This window comes from Aeromicrobium phoceense (genome assembly GCF_013868155.1).
GTDB lineage: Bacteria > Actinomycetota > Actinomycetes > Propionibacteriales > Nocardioidaceae > Aeromicrobium > Aeromicrobium phoceense.
In genome coordinates, this window is record NZ_JACEOG010000001.1 from 2,651,454 (window position 1) to 2,668,970 (window position 17,517).

The window sequence follows — 17,517 nt, forward strand, 5'->3', positions numbered from 1 at the left end:
AACTATACCACATGAGCAGCCGTTTGAAGGGGTGCGCGACAATGGAGGGATGGCCACGCCGACCGAGTTGCAGATCGCACTGCGGCACCCGGTCAGGTTCGTCCAGGACCCGGACGACCCGGCGCGATCGACGTTCGTCTTCGACACTCCGAGCGGTCCCGTGGAGGCCACCGCGAACGAGGCGGTGGGTCCGCTGAGCGGTGGGATCCGGGCCCTCACGGCCGACCCCAGCGTGCGCGCCTGGGCCACCCCCTCGATCATCGCCCTGCGCCTCATGGCCACCGGCACGCTCGCCTCCCCCGGCTCCTCGGAGATGCAGCAGATGCTCGACGCGGGCCGCGCCGTCGGCCCCACGCCCGCCGAGGGACAGGCATCGATCCGCGCGTTCCTGGCGGCGCTGGTCGCGGGCGCGCCCGCCGTGGCCACCACCCCCCAGCGGCGTCGCGAGACCGAGCAGCCGCGGCCCACGATCGAGCGGCCGAAGACCTTCTCCTACCGGCTCGACGTCACCCTCAGCGGGGACGCCGACGCCATGGCCGACCTCGAGCTGCACGTCCGGCCCCAGGCGATGAACCGCGCCTCGGTGCCCGCGACGACCGTGCTGACCCGCGACGACCACCACCTCGGCCCCGCGGCGCGGCCCGCCATGGTGGCGATGCTCGAGCGACTCGCCGTCAGCTGGCCGCCCGCCGCACAGCTCGCCCGCGAGGGCCGGGTCCGGGTGACGCCCGAGGAGCTGGGCGAGCTCGGCCAGGGCCAACCCCTCGTGTCCGCCCTCGCCAACCGCATCGACATCCAGTGGCCCGAGGGCCTGCGCCACGACGTGCGCGCCACCGGCGTCGTCAGCCGGGTCGACGCCGAGGAGCCGCGCCTCGAGCGCGAGCACGACCGGCCCCGCGCCTTCACCTCCGACCAGCTCTTCCGCTTCGACTGGAGCGTGTCGGTGGGCGGCGAGCACCTCACCCGCGCCGAGGTCGAGCAGCTCGCGGAGTCGCAGTCCGGCATGCTGCACCTGCGCGACCGCTGGGTCATGGTCGACCAGCAGCAGGTCGCCCGCGTGCTGGCCGGTCACGGCCGCACCCTCGATCCCGGCGAGGCCCTGCGTGCGGCCGTCACCGGAAGCCTCGAGATCGACGGGCTCGAGACCGAGGTCGACACCGTGGGCTGGCTCGAGGACGTCCGACGCCGCCTGTCCGAGCAGGACGCGGACATCACGCCGGCCTCCCAGCCCGAGTCGCTCGACGGGCAGCTGCGCGAGTACCAGCTGCGCGGCCTGCGCTGGATGAGCCAGCTGGTCGACCTCGGGCTCGGCGGGATCCTGGCCGACGACATGGGCCTGGGCAAGACGCTCATGCTCATCGCGCTGCACCTGCACCTGGACTCCCCCGAGCCCACCCTCGTGGTGTGCCCCGCCTCGGTCCTCGCCACGTGGGAGCGCGAGATCGCCCGCTTCGCCCCCGGCGTCCCGGTCTACCGCTACCACGGTCCCCGCCGCCACCTCGCCGACGCCAAGTCCGGCTTCGTCGTGACGACGTACGCGACGATGCGCTCCAGCGTCGAGGAGCTGCGCCGCCACCGGTGGAACCTCGTGGTCGCCGACGAGGCGCAGCACGTGAAGAACCCCGGCAGCGGTGCCGCGCAGGCACTGCGCCGGATCGACTCCGAGGCCCGCATGGCCCTGACGGGCACCCCCGTGGAGAACCACCTCGGCGAGCTGTGGGCGCTGCTCGACTGGACCACGCCCGGCCTGCTCGGCACGCGCGAGCAGTTCCGGCGCGAGTGGTCGCGCCAGATCGAGCGCGATCACGACACCGACCGTGCCGCCGGGCTCTCGCAGCTCATCCGTCCGTTCGTGCTGCGCCGCCGCAAGACCGACCCGGGCATCGCGCCGGAGCTGCCGCCGAAGATCGAGACCGACCACCGCGTGCCGCTGACCCGCGAGCAGGTCGGCCTCTACGAGGCGGTCGTCCAGCGGACGATGTCGGAGATCGCCGACTCCACCGGCATCCGTCGTCGCGGCCTCGTCGTGAAGCTGCTGACGCAGCTCAAGCAGATCTGCAACCACCCGGCGCAGTTCCTGCACGAGCCGGAGGCGCGCCTGACCGGCCGCTCGGGCAAGCTCGAGACGTTCGACGAGCTGGTCGAGGAGATCGTCGACGAGGGCGGCGCCGCGCTGGTGTTCACCCAGTACGCGCAGATGGGCCGCCTGCTCGCCCGCCGGCTGGGCGAGCGCAAGGTGCGCCACGACTTCCTGCACGGTGGCACGCCCGTGTCACGCCGCGAGCAGATGGTGAGCGCGTTCCAGGACGGCGAGACCGACGTGTTCGTCCTGTCGCTGAAGGCCGCGGGCACCGGCCTGAACCTGACCCGTGCCGACCACGTGGTCCACTACGACCGCTGGTGGAACCCGGCCGTCGAGGACCAGGCCACCGACCGGGCGCACCGCATCGGGCAGACGAAGAACGTGCAGGTGCACCGCCTCGTGGCCGAGGGCACGATCGAGGAGTCGATCGCCGAGCTGATCAGCGCGAAGCGCGCGCTGGCCGACGCGGTGGTCAACGCCGGCGAGGCCGCCCTGACCGAGCTCACCGACTCCGAGCTCGAGGTCCTGGTGCAGCTGCGCCACTGAGCGTGATCTCGATCGAGATCAGTCGATCAGGCGGTGCCGCCGAGGCGGCGGGACCCCACGGGGCGGCGCTGCGCGATCGTGAGCACCATCGACAGGTCGAGCTCGAACTCGTTGAGGGCGCGCGCCATGCCGCCGTGCTCCCCCAGCCCCGAGGGGTCCACGGTGAGCAGGTGCAGCATCGACGGGCCTCCGGGCTCGCGCACGCGCAGCTGGGTGCCGGGCCGCAGGCCCATGCTGGCCGGGAAGACGATCGCGATGTCGGAGGCGCCGAGCTCGCGGCCGGCCGCGATGAGGCCGATGGACAGCTCGTCGGCCAGGTCCTCGGTGTACTCCCGGGCGCAGACCGTGACGGCCACGAGCTCGGAGTCGGACTGCACCACCGTGTCGACCGCGCCCTCCGCGGCGTTCACGTCGTTCAGCCGCCGGGCCCGCGAACCGCGGTAGGCGGTGAAGCCGGCGCCCTTGGCGGCCCGCTCGGCCACCTCCTGGACGAAGTCCCCGAACAGCTTCTCGGTGCTCCACAGGAAGGCGCGGGTGGGACCGTCGGCCCGGCCGCTGGTGCCGTTCTGCGGGCCCATCGAGAGCATGCGCGCGACGTCGAGCGCCTCGCTGAGGAAGCCGAACTGCGGCGTGAGCTGGAGCCCGTCCATGACCGACGGCGGCGGCAGGTCGCGCGACGCCTCGGGGAAGAGGTCGGCGTACGCGCGCAGCTCGGACTCGAGCCACGGCTGCTGCACGGCACCGGCCAGCTCGGCGCACGCCCACTTGAGTGCGGAGGTGACCGGGCCGTCGGCGACGAACTCGGAGAAACGGCAGTCGACGCTGTAGGGGTCCACGACGCGGCGCCACATCCGGCCGGCGTCGACCTGACCGCGGATCGAGGGCGTGACGGCGGTGCGCTCGACGTAGGTGCGCGGCACCCCCTCGGACGACGCGCGACCCATGGCGCCGGCCACGATCATGCCGAGCAGGTCCGACAGGCCCGCGTGGCGCGAGCCGCGATCGACCCGGGGCACCCACTCGAGGTGATGGACCGTGGTCAGCATCGTCAGCATGGAGACGCGCCAGCCCGGGTCGTGACGCAGGACGTGGGGCATGATCTCGATCGTCGAGTCGCCGAGGGCGACGAAGCCCGCCACGCCGCGGACCTGGATCGTGCCGGCCGCGTCGTCGATGACGAACGGCTCCTCGGCCAGGCCGAGGCGCGTGGCCAGCTCGGTCGATCGCAGCCGCAGCTCGTCGAGGTCGGCCGCGGTGCCCGCGAACGGCTGGGCGGGTCCGCCCTCGAGCAGGGTCTGTCCGGTCATCATCATCATCCACGCACCAGGAAGTCGAGAGCGATCGCGGTGTCCTCGTGGGACTGGCCCATCAAGGAGTCGACGGCCAGGGCACGGCCCGTCAGCGTCCGCGTACGGAAGGGGTAGTTCGGCGGAGCATTGCGCGAGTTCACGCGCAACAGGTCGGCCAGCTGGTCGGGGCGAGCGCCGAAGCGGTCCCGGATCTGCGGCCAGATGTCGTGGTCCCACACGCGCTGGAGGTCCTCCCAGCTCGCGATGTTCCACAGGTAGAGGTGCCCGAGCTCGTAGTCCTGCCCGAGGCGCTCGGTGATCTCGTCGTTGAGGTAGCCCAGCAGCGCCACGGCGGCCGCCTGGGGCGTCCAGTGCTCCGCGTCGATGTCCGGCGCGGTGGCGATCTCGATGCTGACCCCGAGGTGCTGGGCCAGGAAGTCCAGGTCGGCGTAGGCGTCGATGCGCTCGAAGCGTCGGCCGATCGCCGAGTCGAGCGGGGCGACCGCCCGGTCCACCGAGTTCATCGTGGCCAGGATGTTCACGTCGTACGGGAACGTCCACGGCTGCGGCAGCATGTACGAGTCGCCCGAGATCATCCAGATCGGCTCGGTCACCGGGTCGCCGGTGGGGCTGCGCTGCACCTTCGGCAGGTTCACCGGGATCGCCGAGCGGGAGTCGCCGTCGCGACCGCGCCGGTAGGACGTGTCCATGAAGGTCATGAAGTCGCCGAGGATCTTCGGCACGTTGCCGCGGTTGATCTCATCGATCACCAGCAGCGCCGAGCCGCGGCCCTGGCGGTCGAGGCGGATCGCGAGGTCGAGCAGGCGGCCCGCGAACGGAGCCAGGCGGATGCCCTCGCCGGTGGGGCGCAGGCCGACGACGAAGTCCTCGTAGCCGTAGTCCTGGTGGAAGGTGACCCAGTCGGTGATGACCGGGGGCGCGATCGGCGAGGCCTCGAACCCCGACGTGAAGGGCTGGTCGATGCGGTGCGGGTCGATCTCGACGGCCTCGCCGCCGGTCCACGCGTCGTCGAGGATCTGGCGGACCTGGGCCACGGCGTGGGTCTTGCCGGTGGCGGGCGGGCCGTAGACGAGCACGCTCTTGCGGTCGCGAAAGGCCTCGAGGATCTTGCGCGCGAGCGGCGTCAGCGTCTGCACCGATCCGCTGCCGACGGTGATGACGCCCGACTCCGAGCCGGTGAACAGCGGCTGGCAGGAGGACGGCCAGCCGGCGGGCAGGGAGGCTCCGGTCGTGTGCCCCGCGAAGTACTGGCCCGACTGGGTGCGCGCGACGTAGACGTGCAGCCCGCCGAGCTCGGCCAGGACCGCCTTGGCGTCCTCGACCGAGGTGGGGATGCGCAGGTCCGGCCAGCCGTGGAGGGGCAGCCAGGCGGGGTGGCGCTCATGGCGCTCGTCGTTGCGGTTCTGGGCGTGGAGCTCGTACACGCCGTGCCGGCGGTGGGCCTTGAACACGAGCGGTGCCGACACGTCGGGGTCGCCGACGACGCGCGGGACGATGCGCACGTCCTGCCACGCCTCCGGGGAGACGTTACGGTCCAGGCCGACGAACTCCATGAGGTCGGGGATCTGGCGGATCTCCAAGGTCGTCCGGCCGCGGAGACCACGCGAGGACTTCTCCATCGTGTAGTAGTCCTCGGCGCCGATCTCGCGCCACCAGATGCGCTCCACCTTCATGCGTCCCGCCCTCCCCTCGTCCGCCGCTCCCGGCCCGGCTTCCGCCGTGTGACCGTGAGACGGCACCGCACCTGTCCCATGACGCGACTCTGGTCACATTTCTTCCATGGGTCACACGCGGATGTCCTGCGTACGATGCGAGTGTGGGCTGGTTCACACGCGGTCGGCACCGCGAGCGCTACGTGGCGCTCGCCGTCCCCACCCTCGACGGGAGCACGTGGCCGGCCGCCGACCCCGCGGCCCGGACCGGGTTCGGAGCCGCGACGACGCACCGGCTGGGACTCGACGCGGCGTTCACGCCCGAGGCCCACGAGGTCGCGGACCTGCTGACCGCCCGCCTCCTGCCGCTGCTGGCCCTGGACGCCTCCCCCGAGGACCTGCCGCACACCGTCGACCTGCTGCGCAGCGCCGCCCAGACCGGCGCCGGACTGGGTCTCGTGGATGCCCGCAACCCGTCACTCAGGCCCGATCAGATCGGCGTCGATGTCGCCGGCGCGCTCGGGGAGGCCGAGCAGGACCTCCCGCCGATGCCCCCCACCCTGAGGCGCCAGGCGCGCTTCCTGCTGCACGCCGGCCACCACGTCGCGCGTCTCGGGCCCGAAGCCCTGCCCCGGCTCGAGGCGCAGCTCGCGGGCTCCGTCGACGCCGACTGATCGCCGCCGGTCCCCGCTCGGCCCACGCGCGACGACCGTTCGTCGCAGGATCCGGACGCTCGTCGCATGCGCGCCGCGCCCTGATCGCCGCCCTCGTGCGCCACCTCTAGCGTCGGATGTGACCGCGATCACTGTGACGTCGGTCACGATGTCCCTTCACCGTGGAGGTGTTGCTGTGAGCAATCCGACCGAATCCGACTCGGCCCCCGGGCCGACCGACCGGGAGTCGGCGTACATCGCCGTCCTCGCGTCGCCTGAGTTCCAAGAGCTGAAGCGCAAGCACCGCAACTGGGTGCTTCCCGCGACCGCTGCCGCCCTCGTCTTCTACTTCGTCTACGTCTTCGCCTCGACGTACGCCGTGGACTTCATGAGCCAGAAGGTGTTCGGGAACATCAACGTCGGTCTCATCTTCGGGCTGCTGCAGTTCGTCGCCACGTTCGCCGTGACGATGGCCTACGTCCGCTACGCCGACCGTGAGCTGGACCCGCGCTCGTCGAAGATCCGTGCCGAGATGGAAGCCGAGGGCCTCGCATGATCACCTCCTCCCTGGCCTCGCTCGCGCAGGCCACCGAGACGGAGCAGGTCGGCAACACCGCCCTGAACATCGCCATCTTCGCGGCGTTCGTCGTGCTGACCCTGGTGTTCGTCATCCGGGCCAGCCGCACCAACAAGAGCACCTCGCAGATGTACACCGCCGGCGCGTCCTTCACGGGGCGTCAGAACGGCTTCGCCATCTCGGGCGACTACCTCTCGGCGGCCTCGTTCCTGGGCATCGCCGGCGCCATCGCCCTGACCGGCTACGACGGATTCCTCTACAGCATCGGCTTCCTCGTCGCGTGGGTCATCGCCCTGCTGCTGGTGGCGGAGCTGCTGCGCAACACCGGCCGCTTCACGATGGCCGACGTGCTGAGCTTCCGGATGCAGGAGCGGCCCGTCCGCACCGCCGCCGCGGTGTCGACGCTGGTCGTCTCCTTCTTCTACCTGCTCGCCCAGATGGCCGGCGCCGGTGGCCTCGTGGCCCTGCTGCTGAACATCAACGACTCCTTCGGTCAGGCCCTCGTCATCGCCGGCGTCGGCGCGCTGATGATCGTCTACGTCCTCGTGGGCGGCATGAAGGGCACCACCTACGTGCAGATCATCAAGGCGATCCTGCTGATCGGCGCCGCGCTGCTGATGACCGTGTGGGTCCTGGCGCAATACGGCTTCAACTTCTCCGACCTGCTCGGTGACGGCGCCGCCGCCGGTGCCGCTCTGGAGCCGGGCAAGAAGTACGGCATCGACGACATCAGCAAGATCGACTTCATCTCGCTGTCGATCGCCCTGGTGCTCGGCACCGCGGGCCTGCCGCACATCCTGATGCGCTTCTACACGGTGCCGACGGCCAAGGAGGCCCGCAAGTCCGTGGTCTGGGCGATCTGGCTGATCGGCCTGTTCTACCTGTTCACCCTGACCCTGGGCTACGGCGCCGCGGCGCTGGTCGGCCCCGAGCGGATCGCGGCGGCACCCGGCGCGGCCAACTCGGCGGCACCGTTGCTGGCCTACGAGCTGGGCGGCACCCTGCTGCTGGGCATCGTGTCGGCGGTGGCGTTCGCGACGATCCTCGCGGTGGTCGCCGGTCTGACCATCACGGCGTCGGCCTCGTTCGCGCACGACATCTACGCGAACGTGATCCACCGTGGCAACGCGCCGGACGGCCAGGAGGTGAAGGTCGCCCGCATCGCGGCCATCGTGATCGGCATCGTGGCGATCTTCGGCGGCATCGCGGCCAACGGCCAGAACATCGCCTTCCTGGTGGCGCTGGCGTTCGCGGTGGCGGCCTCGGCCAACCTGCCGACGATCCTCTACTCGCTGTTCTGGAAGCGGTTCAACACCCGTGGCTGCCTCTGGAGCATCTACGGCGGCCTGATCATCACCGTCGGGCTGATCATCTTCAGCCCCGCGGTGTCGGGCTCGGAGACCGCGATGTTCCCCGACCAGGACTGGTCGTGGTTCCCGCTGGCCAACCCCGGCCTGGTCTCGATCCCGGCCTCGTTCCTGCTCGGCATCCTGGGCACGCTCACCAGCAAGGAGCACCTGGAGTACAAGGCCGCCGAGATGGAGGTCCGCGCCCTCACCGGTGCGGGCGCGGAGGGCAAGGCGCTCGACCACTGATCGCCTGAGACAGCTGCACCGAGAAACGACGATGGGGCGGACCCGAGAGGCCGCCCCATCGTCGTTTGCGTGCGTCAGGAGCGCACGAGCCTGCGCGACAGGTCGCGGTGCAGCGCCTCGACCTGGCGTTCGTCCAGCGGCCCGCCGGCGCGGAGCCGGCGCAGCGTCGAGCGGATCGACAGCACCCGCACGCCGTCGACCTCGAGCGGGCGCATCGGCAGCTCGCCCTCGACGAAGCAGTAGCTCGTGTGCACCGGGGTGTCCGGCAGCGGGCCCGTCGAGACGGCGGCCTGGAGGGCCTCCGCGTGCTCGGCCATCTGCTCGGCCAGGCGCGTGTGGCGCACCCCGTCGATCTCGAAGGTGCTGCCGTCGCGACACGCCCGGACCTTCTTGCCCGGGTAGCACCGGGGCTCGATCAGGTGCACGCCGGTCGAGGTGACGGCGATGACCGGCAGGTCGCCGGTCTGGCCGGGGATGCGCCGGTGGAACAGGAACAGCACCCGGTCCCCGAACGCGTCGATGAGGATCGAGGCGAGGACGTCGGTGGCGTCCGCCCGCTCCGGGGACTGCTCCGGCACGTCGGCGGCATCGCCGCGGACCACGGTCAACCTGGGGCGCGACAGCGGGTCGACGCTGCGCACCGTCCTTCTGCTCATGCCCATGAGACGCCCCTCGCGGCACCCCATGACGCGGTTTCGCGATCTTTGGTGCGAGCGGTCGAAGTCTCCCGTGCTCACGGGGGAATCCCGCACGGTCGCCCACGGTGTCGGACCGACACGGCAGACTGAGCCCGACATGAGCTTCCACCTGCACCGCGCCGAGCGCACCGACGTGCTGGCCGACGGACTGGCCACCCTGCTGGCCGAGCCCACGGACGATCCGTTCGCCACCGAGCTCGTCGTGGTCGCGGCGCTCGGCACCGAGCGGTGGCTGTCCCAGCGCCTGAGCCACCGGCTGGGCGCGTCACCCGGTGGCGGCGACGGGGTCACCGCGGGCGTACGGTTCGCGCGGCCGCACTCGATCGTCGCCGAGCTCGTGGGCGAGGACGAGCAGGACCCGTGGCGGCCCGACGCGCTGGTGTGGCGGGTGCTCGAGGTGATCGAGGCGGGCCTCGACGAGCCGTGGCTCGCCGCGGTCGCGCGGCACCTCGGCCAGGGTCGGGCCGGGCTCGAGCGTGAGCTGCGCCGCGATCGCCGGTTGGGGGTCGCCCGCTCGCTCGCCGCGCGCCTGCACGCCTACGCGCGCCAGCGTCCAGCGATGACCGAGGCCTGGTCGGCCGGGCGCGACGAGGACGGCACCGGCGCGCCCCTGCCGGACGACGTGCGCTGGCAGGCCGAGGTGTGGCGCCGCGTGCGGGCCCGGCTCCAGGCGCCCTCGCCCGACGAGCGCATCGGTGCCACGATCGCCGCGCTGGCCGGCTCGGCGGGCGCGGGCGACCTGCCCCCCCGGGTGAACCTCTTCGGCCACAACCCGCTCCCCCTGGGCGAGCTGCAGGTGCTGGCGGCGCTGGCCGAGCACCGCGACGTACACCTGTGGCTGCCACATCCCTCCCCCGCCGCGTGGGACCGCCTCACCGACGCCGCCGGCATCGTCCCGCGCGAGGCCGACGACACGGCCCAGCTGCTGCACAACCCGCTGCTGGCCGCCCTCGGCCGCGACGTCCGTGAGCTCCAGCGGTCCCTGGCAGCGGTGGCACCGGGGGCCACCGTGCACCCCGCCCTGACCGTGGAGCGGCCGGGCACACTGCTGGGCCGCATCCAGGCCGACGTGGCGGCGGACCGACCCGGCTCGGCCGGCCCCGCTCCCGCACCCGGCGACCGCAGCGTCCAGGTGCACGCCTGCCACGGTCGCGCGCGCCAGGTCGACGTGCTCCGCGACGTCGTCGTGGGGCTGCTCCAGGACGATCCCTCGCTCGAGCCGCGCGACGTGCTCGTGATGGTCCCCGACATCGAGTCGTACGCGCCGTTGTTCCACGCGGCGTTCGGCCAGGCCGAGATCCTCGGCGACACGCCCCACCACCCCGGGCACCGGCTCCGGGTCATGCTCGCCGACCGCGCCGCGTCGCGCACCAATTCCCTCCTCGGCCTCACGGTCGCGGTGCTCGAGCTGGCCCGGCGCGGGCGCGCCACCAACGCCGAGGTGCTCGACCTGCTCGGCGCCGAGCCGGTCCGGCACCGCTTCGACCTCGACGACGACGCCATCGAGCGCATCGCCGGGTGGGTCGAGTCCAGCGGGGTCCGCTGGGGCTTCGACGGACCCCACCGCCAGCGGTTCGGCCTGCGGGTCGAGCAGAACACGTGGCGCACGGGCCTCGACCGCCTCGTCGCCGGGGTGGCCGCCACCGAGGACCCGGCCCGCCTCGTCGCCGAGGTGCTGCCGCTCGACGACGTGCCCAGCGGCGACGTCGACCTGGCCGGCCGCCTCGTCACGTTCCTCGACGGACTCGAGCGCGCCGTCGACGCGTTCGCCGGGAGCGCCACGATGGCGCAGTGGTCCGCGCGGATCGACGCCATGCTCACCGACCTCGCCGACGTCCCGTTGCGCGACGCCTGGCAGCGCCAGCAGGTCGACCGCGAGCTCGAGCGCCTCGACGACGACACCACGGTCCTGCGCCCCGGGGAGGTCCTCACGATGGTGCGCGAGCGCTGGGCGGGGCGCCCCTCGCGGGCGAACTTCCGCACGGGCAGCCTCACGGTCTGCACGATGGTGCCGATGCGCTCGGTGCCGCACCGGGTGGTGTGCCTCGTCGGCCTCGACGACGGCACCTTCCCGCGTGCCACCCACGTCGACGGCGACGACGCACTGGCCCGCCGGCCGCTCACCGGCGAGCGCGACGCGCGCGCCGAGGACCGCCAGCTCCTGCTCGACGCGGTGATGTCGGCCACCGAGACGCTCGTCGTCACCTACACCGGCGCCGACGAGCACCGCGGCCAGGCGCGCCCGCCGGCCGTCCCGCTCGGCGAGCTGCTCGACCAGGTCCGCCGCACCGCCGGCGACGTCGACGTGGTCACCCATCACCCGCTGCAGCCGTTCGACCCGCGCAACCTGCGTCCGGGTGCGGTCACCGGCGATCCACGGCCCTTCAGCTTCGATCCCGCCGCCCTGGCCGGGGCCCGCGCCAGCCTGCGGCCGCGGCTGGAGCCCGCGCCCTTCCTGCCCGATCCGCTGCCGGCCCCGCCGCGCGACGACCTCGCGCTGGCCGACCTCATCGCCTTCGTGCAGAACCCGGTGCGCGGGTTCTGGCGCCAGCGGCTCGACGTCCTCCTGCGCGGCGAGGAGCAGCTCCTCGACGAGGACCTGCCGATCACGCTCGACGGGCTCGAGCGCTGGCGGATCGGGCAGCGCCTCCTCGACGACGCGGTCCGCGGCGTGGCGCCCGCCGACGCGTGGTCGGCGGTCTGGCGCGCCGGGATGATGCCGCCCGGCCGCCTCGGCGAGGCCGTCGGCAACGATGTCGGCACGCGCGTCGCCACGCTGGTGGGCGGCACCACGGCGCTGCGCGCGGGCGATGCGGAGTCCGTCGACATCGACGTCGCCCTGCCCGACGGCCGCCGCCTCACCGGCACGGTCGAGGGCGTGCACGAGGACCGTCTCGTCACCGTCTCCTACTCCACCGTCCACGGCCGCCACCGGCTGCGCGACTGGGTGCGGCTGCTGGCGCTGGGCCTCCAGCGACCCGAGGTCCCCTGGGTCGCCCACCTCGCCGGCAAGGTCGGGCGCGGCACCGCCCAGGTCGTCACGCGCTCCCCCGCCAGCCGCGACGAGGCCCTCGGCCTGCTCGCCGACCTCGTCGACCTGCGCGACGACGGCCTGCAGCGTCCGCTGCCGCTGCCCGTGGAGCTCGCCCGCCTGTTCGCGTTCCAGCAGCGGGCGCGAGGCCCCCAGGCCGCGGCTCGCATCGCCGCCCGAGAGTGGCAGCGCGAGGCCAAGGCGTTCGGACCGCCCGCCGACCGCGACGCCGAGGAGGTCGTGCGCGTCTGGGGACCCAAGGCCCCGTTCGAGGCCCTCGTCGCCGGCGGGTTCACCACGCTGGCCGCCCGGCTCTGGGACGGCGCGCTCGACCACCAGCAGGAGGCACAGCTGTGAGCGACCTGCCCCTGACGGCGCCAGAGCTGAGCGCCTTCGACATCACCGACCCGCTGCCGCAGGGCACCACGCTGCTCGAGGCCAGCGCCGGCACAGGCAAGACCTGGACGATCGGCGCGCTCGTGGCGCGCTACGTCGCCGAGGGCGTCGTCACCCTGCCCGAGCTGCTCGTGATCACCTTCGGCCGCGCCGCCAGCCGCGAGATGCGCGAGCGGGTACGCGACCAGCTCGTCTCGGCCGAGGCCGCCCTCGGCGACCCGGCCGCCCATCGATCCGGCGACGACCCGCTCCTGCGTCTCCTGGTCGGCGTGCCCGAGACCGAGCTCGTGGCCCGACGCGCCCGGCTGCGCGCGGCGCTGGCCGACTTCGACGGCGCCACCATCGCCACCACCCACCAGTTCTGCCAGACCGTGCTGCGCAGCCTCGGCACCGCCGGCGACTCCGACGGGTCCGCCGAGCTGACCGACGACCTCACCGAGCTGGTCGACCAGATCGTCGACGACCTCTACGTGGCCAAGTACGCGAACGAGGACGGTCCCGCGCTCTCGCACGGCCAGGCCCGGACGCTGGCCCACGCGGTCGTCGCCGATCCCCACGCCGCGCTCGTGCCCGCCGAGGCCGACCCCGACTCGCCGGCCGGGGTCCGGGTGCGGTTCGCCCACGCCGTGCGCCGCCGCCTCGACCAGCGCAAGCGCGAGCTCGGCCTGCTCGACTACGACGACCTGCTGCGGCGGCTCGAGAGCGTCCTGGAGGACCCCGACTCCCCCGCCCGCACGCTCATGCGGAACCGCTGGCGCGTCGTCCTGGTAGACGAGTTCCAGGACACCGACCCGGTCCAGTGGAACGTGCTCGACCGGGCCTTCAGCGGCGTGGCCACGCTCGTGCTGATCGGCGACCCGAAGCAGGCCATCTACGCCTTCCGCGGCGGCGACGTCCAGACCTACCTGCGCGCGGCCGCCACCGCCACCGAGCGCCGCACCCTGCCGGTCAACTGGCGCAGCGACGCGCCGCTGGTCGACGCGCTCGGCGCCACCTTCGCGGGGGCCCAGCTGGGGCACCCCGACATCGCCGTCCGTCCCGTGCGGGCCCGGCACGACGGCAGCCGCCTGGCGGGCCTGCCCCACCCCGATGCCTTCCGCCTGCGCGTCGTCGACCGCGAGGACTTCGAGGACTCCCAGGACCTCCCGGTCGCCCTCGCGCGGCAGCGGATCGTCGAGGACCTCGCGGTCGACGTCGCCGAGGCGCTGGCGTCCGGCGCCACCTACGACACGGGCTCCGAGGTCAGGCCGGTGGCCGCCGGCGACATCGCGGTCCTGGTCGCCACGGGCGTCGAGGCCGACCTCGTCCGGCGCACGTTCGCCCGGCACGGCATCCCCGCGGTCCTCGGCGGTGGCAGCAACGTCCTGGTCAGCCAGGCCGCCGACGACTGGCTCACGCTCCTCGAGGCGATGGAGTCCCCGCAGCGGTCCGGCCTCGTCCGCGCGGCCGCCCTCACCGACCTGCTCGGGCACGACGCCACCAGCCTCGTGGCCGGCGGCGACCGGCTCACCGACGCCATCGCCACGCGCGTGCGCGACCTGGCCGACCTGCTGGGCACGCGCGGCGTGGCGGCGGTGGTGGAGTCCCTCACCGACGAGGTCTTCGCCGCGCGCATCCTGGCCCGGCCGGACGGCTACCGCCGGATGACCGACCTGCGCCACGTGGCCCACCTGCTCCACGAGGTGGCGCTGCGCGAGCGGCTCGGCCTGTCGGGTCTCGTCCAGTGGTTGCGCCGCCGGCGCACCGAGGCCGGCGAGTCGCCCGAGCTCACCCGCCGCCTCGACAGCGACGCCAAGGCCGTCCAGGTGCTCACGATCCACGCCAGCAAGGGCCTGGAGTTCCCGATCGTCCACCTGCCGTTCCTGTTCAACCGGTGGCGCCCCGATCGCGACGAGCGCCCGCGCTTCCACGACGCCTCCGGCAGCCGCTTCCTCGACGTCGGCGGGCCGGGTCACGCCGACTTCGCCGCCCACTCGCGTGCCGCCCAGGCCGAGGACGCGGGCGAGGTGCTGCGACTGGCCTACGTGGCGATGACCCGCGCGAAGTCCCAGCTCGTGGCGTGGTGGGCGCCCACCCGCGACGCCCGAAACTCCGGCCTGCACCGCCTCCTCTTCCGGCCCGACTCCGCTCGTCCGGAGGTCCCCGACGAGGTCACGACGCCCGACGACCCCACGGCCTGGTCGGTGCTGCGCGGCTGGAGCGAGCGGGGTGGCCCCGTGCTCGAGCGCGTCGCCGAGCGCACGAGTCCGGTGCCCCCGGCGCCCGGCGAGACCGCCGACCTCGGCGTGCGCACGTTCGACCGCGACCTCGACCTGGCGTGGCGACGCACCTCCTACTCCGGGCTCATCCGCGCGGAACAGGAGTCCACGCCGCACGTCGGCAGCGAGCCCGAGACCGAGGGCACCACCGACGAGTCCGAGACCCTCGTCGTCGCGGAGGTCGGACGCGACGAGCGGCTGTCGCCGATGGCCGACCTGCCGAAGGGCGCCACGTTCGGCAGTCTCGTGCACGCCGTGCTGGAGGAGGTCGACGTCGCGGCACCCGACCGGCGTGCCGAGCTCGAGCTCCGGATCCGCGAGCAGCTCGCGTTGTGGCCCGTCGAGGTCGACGTCGACTCCGCCGTGGCCGCGTTCGAGGCCGTCCTCACCACGCCGCTGGGCCCGCTGGCCGACGACCTCGACCTGGCCACCGTGCTGGCCGAGCGGCAGTTCAAGGAGCTCGACTTCGAGATCCCGATGGGCGGCGGCGACCAGCCCAGCGCCACGATGGGTCGCCTCGCCGACCTGGCCGACCTGCTCGAGCAGCACCTTCCGGCCGGTGACCCGATCCGGCCGTTCGCCGAACGCCTGCGCTCGCCGGCGCTGGCCGAGCAGTCGCTGCGCGGCTACCTCACCGGCTCCATCGACCTGGCCCTGCGACTGCCGTCGGGCCGCTTCCTCGTGGTGGACCACAAGACGAACTGGCTCGGCGCTCCCGACGCACCGCTCACGATCGGCGGGTACCGGCCCGACGCCCTCGCCGCGGCGATGAACTCGGGCACCTACCCGCTGCAGGCCCTGCTGTACGCCGTCGTGCTGCACCGGTTCCTGCGGTGGCGCGTGCGCGGCTACGCACCCGAGGAGCACCTCGGCGGCGTCCTCTACCTCTACGTGCGCGGCATGGTCGGGCCCGACGCCCCGCGGCACGAGGGCGTCCCGTACGGGGTGTTCTCGTGGCAGCCGCCCACCGCGCTGGTCATCGCGCTGTCCGACCTGCTCGACGGAACCCGCCCGGAGGCCGCACGATGACCCCGCACGCCACGATCGACGAATTCGTCGCCGCCGAGGTCCTCACCACGGGCGACGCGCTGATGACCGCACGCCTCGGGCGGATCACCGGCGAGTCCGGTCCGCTGCCGCTGCTCGCCCTCGCGTTCGCGCTGCGGGCCGTCCGCCACGGCTCCACCTGCTTCGACCCGCGCCAGGACCCCGAGGTACCCGGCCTCGCCTGGCCCGACGCCGACGCGTGGATCGAGGCCGTCGGCACGAGCCGGCTCAGCCGCGTGCTCGTCGCCGAGCACGACCTGCTCTACCTCGACCGCTACCGCGAGCTCGAGGTCGCCCTGTGCGACGACCTCGCGGCCCGCGCGACCACGACGCCCCCGGCACTCGACGAGCAGCGGCTCACCGCCGATCTCGACCGGCTCTTCCCGGGCGACGAGCACCTCGACCAGCGGGCGGCCGCCGAGCGGGCGGCCCGCGTGGGGACGATCGTGCTCACCGGCGGGCCGGGCACCGGCAAGACCACCACGGTCGCCGGCGTGCTGGCCATCCTGCAGGCCCAGTCGCTCGCCACGCTGGGGCGACCGCTGCGCGTGGCGCTCACGGCGCCCACCGGCAAGGCGGCCGCACGCATGCGTGAGGCGGTGGTCGCCACCGCCGCGCGCCTCGCCCTCACCGACGACGAGCGCACGTGGCTCACCGGCCTCCGGTCGTCCACGATGCACCGCCTCCTCGGCTGGCGCCACGACAACCACACGCGGTTCCGGCACGACCGCACGCGGCGGCTGCCCCACGACGTGGTGGTGGTCGACGAGACCTCGATGGCGTCCCTGGAGCACGTGGCCCGGCTGCTGGAGGCCCTGCGCCCGGACACCCGCCTCATCCTGGTCGGTGATGCCGACCAGCTCGCCTCGGTCGAGGCCGGTGCGGTGCTGCACGACGTGGTCGCCGGCTGGTCCTCCGACCACGTCGTCCGGCTCACCCGCAGCCACCGCTTCGGTGCGGGCATCGGCCGGCTGGCCGCCGCGGTCCGCGACGGCGACGCCGACACGGCCGTCGACCTCCTGACCGCCGGGGAGCCGTCGATCCGCCTCGTCGACCCCGCTCGCGCCCACGCCGAGCTCGAGTCCACCCTGCTGCCCCTGGCCCGCGACCTCGTCGCGGCGGGACGGGCAGGCGACGAGAGCACGGCCCTCGCCCGGCTGGCCCGCCACCGCCTGCTGTGCGCGCACCGCGACGGTCCGCACGGGGCCACCACCTGGAACGACCACGTCACCGCCTGGCTGCGGCCCGACGTGGGCTACGACGAGTGGTACCCGGGCCGTCCGGTGCTGGTCACCCGCAACGACGCCCCGCTCGCGGTGTTCAACGGCGACGCCGGCGTGGTCGTGGCCCGCGACGAGCACGTGCAGGTGGCGCTCGACGGCGATCCCGTGCGCGAGCTGGCCACCTCGCGCCTGCCCGACGTGCAGACCGGCTACGCGATGACGATCCACCGCAGCCAGGGCAGCGAGTTCGACCACGTCACGGTGCTGCTGCCGGGAGCCGAGTCGCGCGCCATGACGCGCGAGCTGCTCTACACCGCCATCACGCGGGCCGTCGCCGGTGTGACCGTCATCGGCACGCCCGAGGACATTCGGACGGCGATCGGGCGGCGAGTCGCCCGATCCAGTGGGATCGCGGAGCGACTCGCCGCCCGTTCGGCGGTGCGCTGAG

Annotated in this window: 10 protein-coding genes; 7 read left to right on the forward strand and 3 right to left on the reverse strand. The window is 73.4% G+C overall.

Annotated features, from left to right (window positions below; translation table 11 throughout):
* Positions 1 to 49: 49 nt before the first annotated feature.
* Positions 50 to 2,629 (forward strand): DEAD/DEAH box helicase, encoded by a 2,580-nt coding sequence (locus H1W00_RS12975; protein ID WP_181756071.1) that lies wholly within the window; start codon positions 50 to 52, stop codon positions 2,627 to 2,629.
* A 26-nt stretch (positions 2,630 to 2,655) separates the two neighbouring features.
* On the opposite strand, the gene H1W00_RS12980 is transcribed toward H1W00_RS12975, so the two are convergent.
* Together H1W00_RS12980 and H1W00_RS12985 are read right to left on the reverse strand one after the other, a co-directional pair.
* On the reverse strand, positions 2,656 to 3,936 hold the full coding sequence (locus H1W00_RS12980) for a 5-methylcytosine restriction system specificity protein McrC (RefSeq protein ID WP_181756072.1): 1,281 nt from the start codon (positions 3,934 to 3,936) through the stop codon (positions 2,656 to 2,658).
* Positions 3,937 to 3,941: 5 nt separating this feature from the next.
* A complete protein-coding gene (locus H1W00_RS12985; protein WP_181756073.1) occupies positions 3,942 to 5,612 on the reverse strand; it encodes an AAA family ATPase in 1,671 nt (556 codons plus the stop codon).
* Between the two features lie 143 nt (positions 5,613 to 5,755).
* Here H1W00_RS12985 and H1W00_RS12990 point away from each other — a divergent pair, with 143 nt between their 5' ends.
* The 3 genes from H1W00_RS12990 (at position 5,756) to H1W00_RS13000 (ending at position 8,416) form a co-directional block, all read left to right on the forward strand.
* Positions 5,756 to 6,265, forward strand: coding sequence for a hypothetical protein (locus H1W00_RS12990; RefSeq protein ID WP_181756074.1), 510 nt, complete (start codon positions 5,756 to 5,758; stop codon positions 6,263 to 6,265).
* Positions 6,266 to 6,440: 175 nt separating this feature from the next.
* Complete coding sequence (locus H1W00_RS12995) at positions 6,441 to 6,800, forward strand: DUF485 domain-containing protein (RefSeq protein WP_338072901.1); 360 nt, start codon at positions 6,441 to 6,443, stop codon at positions 6,798 to 6,800.
* A complete protein-coding gene (locus H1W00_RS13000) occupies positions 6,797 to 8,416 on the forward strand; it encodes a solute symporter family protein (protein ID WP_181756075.1) in 1,620 nt (539 codons plus the stop codon). Before H1W00_RS12995 ends, H1W00_RS13000 begins: the two co-directional genes overlap by 4 nt.
* 74 nt (positions 8,417 to 8,490) lie before the next feature.
* On the opposite strand, the gene H1W00_RS13005 is transcribed toward H1W00_RS13000, so the two are convergent.
* Complete coding sequence (locus H1W00_RS13005) at positions 8,491 to 9,072, reverse strand: hypothetical protein (RefSeq protein WP_181756076.1); 582 nt, start codon at positions 9,070 to 9,072, stop codon at positions 8,491 to 8,493.
* Positions 9,073 to 9,211: 139 nt separating this feature from the next.
* Between H1W00_RS13005 and recC the strand changes: the two genes are divergently transcribed.
* Genes recC through recD form a run of 3 tightly spaced genes read left to right on the forward strand, consistent with a single transcriptional unit; the run spans position 9,212 to position 17,516 of the window.
* Complete coding sequence (recC, locus tag H1W00_RS13010; RefSeq protein ID WP_181756077.1) at positions 9,212 to 12,502, forward strand: exodeoxyribonuclease V subunit gamma; 3,291 nt, start codon at positions 9,212 to 9,214, stop codon at positions 12,500 to 12,502.
* On the forward strand, positions 12,499 to 15,828 hold the full coding sequence (locus H1W00_RS13015) for a UvrD-helicase domain-containing protein (protein WP_338072902.1): 3,330 nt from the start codon (positions 12,499 to 12,501) through the stop codon (positions 15,826 to 15,828). Before recC ends, H1W00_RS13015 begins: the two co-directional genes overlap by 4 nt.
* A complete protein-coding gene (gene recD / locus H1W00_RS13020) occupies positions 15,825 to 17,516 on the forward strand; it encodes an exodeoxyribonuclease V subunit alpha (protein ID WP_181756078.1) in 1,692 nt (563 codons plus the stop codon). The genes H1W00_RS13015 and recD overlap by 4 nt, the downstream gene beginning before the upstream one ends.
* Position 17,517: the final 1 nt, after the last annotated feature.